This window comes from Gemella sp. GH3 (assembly GCF_013415425.1).
GTDB lineage: Bacteria > Bacillota > Bacilli > Staphylococcales > Gemellaceae > Gemelliphila.
Window position 1 is genome coordinate 1 of the sequence record NZ_JACBYC010000211.1, and the last position, 3,369, is coordinate 3,369.

Consider the following 3,369-nt stretch of genomic DNA (forward strand, 5'->3'; position numbering starts at 1 on the left):
TTTAAAACAGTAGAGAAAACAGAAGTCGCAAAAGCAGAAGAAAGGTTTAATTAATATGAACAAAATAGAAAAACTAATAAAAAGACCTTTTGCTTATAAGATAGATAAAAATGATGAAAGAATATTTAATAATTCTTTAATATTTGGAACACTAGGAACAATACTTTTAACATTTATAATAATACTATTTTTAAAATATGATAAAAGTATAGAATTTAAAGAACAAGCATTACAAAGTTTTAAAATATCACTCCTAATATCAATACCATTAATAATTATATTAGGAGTGTTATTTTATAAACAATTAATGAAAATTAGAAATATACAAAAACTTGCAGAATTAATATTTAGTTCTAAATACTATATAAATCCACAAGTAACGCAAGGAGCAGCTAGAAGAAATGGAAATTTATGGTTAAATATATTTAATCAAGGGTTAATAGGAAGTAGAGAAAAATTTAAAAGTCTATACTTCCCAAAATTTTATATAAGCCAAAGGAACAATCAAATAAAAATATATATTTATTTGGACGGCTCAAACTTTCAAGAACAGTTTATTAATTTAGATAAAAAGTTAGAGTTAGTTTATGGTTTAACATTAACAGATAAGTATATAGATAATGAACATCAAGTATATGTATTAAAACTATTTAATGAAAAAGATAGAATAAAATTTACAAATATAGAAAATGAAACAAATAAAATAAAATTAATGAATAACCTATATTGGAATTTTAGAAAAGAGCCACACGCAATAATTACAGGTAGTACAGGTAGTGGGAAAACATATTTACTATTTTATATTCTTAAAGAAATACTTAGAAAAGGATATGATTTGAGAATAATAGACCCTAAAAGAAGTGATTTATCACAATTTGAAAAAGTATCAAATAATCTAGTAGCGTATAATAAAGAAGATATAATACAAACGATAAGAGATACAGTTATTGAAATGGAAGAACGTTATGAATATATGCTTAATCAATATGGTAACTTTGGAGAAGACTTTGAAGCGTACGGAATGAAGCCATATTTTTTAATATTTGATGAACAATCTGCTTTTATGACTACTTTAGATACAAAGGAGAAAAAAGAAGTAGATAATTTACTCAGAAATATAATACTTAAAGGTAGACAAGCTGGAGTAAATATTATATTCACATTACAAAGACCGGATACACAATTCTTAGACGGTGTAATAAGAGACCAGTTACATTTAAGAATAGGCTTAGGGAAATTATCAACAGACGGTTATAGAATGCTTTTTGATAAAATAGAAAGAAACTTTAATGAACTAGATACAGTAGGTTATGGATATTACAAAATATATGGCAAGGGAGAAATACCTAAAATATTCTTATCGCCATATGTAGATAACACTCAAGGAGTGTATCAAGAAATAGTACGATTAATAAAAGAAAGGGAGTTGTAAAAATGACTAATATTAAATACTGGGAAAAAGACTGCTTAGAGTTAGACGGAATACTGACATTTGATAGTAATAATTTTAAGTGTAGTATAGAAAATTATTCACAAGATGAATATGTTTTAGAATTGAAAGGACTTGATCATATAGGTTTAGAATTAAGACTTACGATTTTTAAAGTTTTACCATTAAATACTATAAGAGAAATTACAGAAAGAATAGCTTGCTTAGATAAAGTAGTGTTAAATACACCACCGATATTATCTGTAACAGTTTTTGAAATATTAAGAGAATATGAAAAGGAACTAGAAGAATGTTAATAGCTATATCATTGTTAGTAAGTATATTAATAACATATAAAATATTAAAAGTTAATGATTTAATAAAAAAAGAAAAAATGCCTAAAATAAATTTTTATGATATAAAATTTTTAAAATATATGGATGACAAGATTATAACTCCAGTAATTACATATTTAGTAGTTTCTTTTATATGTCATAGATATTTTATTAGTTTAATTAATGAAGCAAAAAGTGGTAGTAGTATATTTTATGTTTTATTACTTTTACCACTTTTTATAAAACATTTATTGAAAACAACTAAAGCATATAAAGGATTATTTCCTAAAGATGATAATAAATTACATAAATATGAGAATACATTTATAATTTGTAATTATGTAATACCTATTATAGTATATGTACTTTTCTGTGCTTTTTTAAGTTTTATTCATCATAAAATAGTGATATAAAGCTAGAATAATTTATACAAGGAGATATAAAGTAATGAGAAAATATAGGTTAGAAACATATTTAATAAAAAAATATCCCAATAAAGCAAATATAATATCAGATATAATATTAAAAATTATCGGATCATCTTCATTAATAGGATATATTTATTTTATCCATAAATTTTGGTATGTCTATTTTTTTGATACACTAAATTATTTAAATGTCGAGGGTTATATTGTAATAGCTTATTTATTTTTATTTATGTTGTTATTCTTATTTTTAAGTATTTTGTATTTAGGTTTAGTATATTTAGTTATTTTTATTTTATTTGAATAGGGTAATTGAATATTATTTAAAATAGTATATAGGGTAATCACAGCAGTAATAATTCCTATTTGTACAGCAGTAAAAGAGGAAATAATTATAGTGATAACAGAGATAGAAAAATTTAATTGAGTATATTTTATGAAAAGTTTATCTATAGTTTTGTGATTTACACCGAGAACTTCAATAAGTAATGACACCACAAACGCCAGCATAGTAAAAAAAATAAATAAACCTATAGATATAATAGAAATAGTACCTAATATTTCAAGATTTAAAGAGTTAAAATCATTTAGTGCGTTGAATGGTATATTATCTTTTAAAATAAATAATAATATCAAAATAAGTCTTATTTGGTAAATAATAGTTATTGCGATTAATGGCGTTATAATGATATAAAAAAGGTATCTTATATTATTAATAAAAGTTTTTGATAACATTTTAAATAATTGCTTAGTTTTATTAAAATTAATTTTTTTCATAATAATATATTCCTTTCATTAAACTTTATAAAATTATAACATAGAAAGGTGGAAAATAATGAGTTTATTTAAAGTATTTTTAAAAACAATTTTTGTAGTAATAATGTTATTGCTTTTACAATATATTTTTGTAATTTTTGGTGTTTATTTTTTCGATTTAGATATACGAATTGTTTATAATATAGCTTATATTATGTTAATTGGAACAATTATTATAATACCTGTATTAATTAAAGGTTTTTTAGATAAATAAACTATTGAGAAAATTTGTTATTATTGATATAATTAAAATGGTAGAAGATATAAGGAGATAGATTATGAAAAAGATTGTATCAATAATAACAGCTTTTTTATTGGTTGTAACGATAGTTGGTTGTTCTAGTAAGAGTAAAAAATATGATGA

General features: G+C 22.2%; 5 protein-coding genes. 4 read left to right on the plus strand and 1 reads right to left on the minus strand.

Annotated features, from left to right (window positions below):
• Positions 1–55: 55 nt before the first annotated feature.
• The 3 genes from HZY83_RS07725 to HZY83_RS07735 are packed head-to-tail and all read left to right on the plus strand — an operon-like array spanning position 56 to position 2,177.
• Positions 56–1,432 carry an FtsK/SpoIIIE domain-containing protein gene (locus HZY83_RS07725; RefSeq protein WP_179943469.1) on the plus strand — a complete coding sequence of 459 codons (1,377 nt, stop codon included), beginning with the start codon at positions 56–58 and terminating at the stop codon, positions 1,430–1,432.
• A gap of 2 nt (positions 1,433–1,434) precedes the next feature.
• Positions 1,435–1,746, plus strand: a complete 312-nt coding sequence (locus HZY83_RS07730; RefSeq protein ID WP_179943470.1) for a hypothetical protein — start codon at positions 1,435–1,437, stop codon at positions 1,744–1,746.
• On the plus strand, positions 1,740–2,177 hold the full coding sequence (locus HZY83_RS07735; protein ID WP_179943471.1) for a hypothetical protein: 438 nt from the start codon (positions 1,740–1,742) through the stop codon (positions 2,175–2,177). The genes HZY83_RS07730 and HZY83_RS07735 overlap by 7 nt, the downstream gene beginning before the upstream one ends.
• 228 nt (positions 2,178–2,405) lie before the next feature.
• Here HZY83_RS07735 and HZY83_RS07740 read toward each other — a convergent pair whose 3' ends face one another.
• Entirely contained in the window at positions 2,406–2,966 is a 561-nt protein-coding gene (locus HZY83_RS07740) for a hypothetical protein (protein WP_179943472.1), read from the minus strand.
• Positions 2,967–3,024: 58 nt separating this feature from the next.
• Between HZY83_RS07740 and HZY83_RS07745 the strand changes: the two genes are divergently transcribed.
• The gene (locus HZY83_RS07745) at positions 3,025–3,219 is read left to right on the plus strand and encodes a hypothetical protein (protein WP_179943473.1); all 195 of its coding nucleotides are present in this window, start codon (positions 3,025–3,027) and stop codon (positions 3,217–3,219) included.
• Positions 3,220–3,369 lie beyond the last annotated feature (150 nt).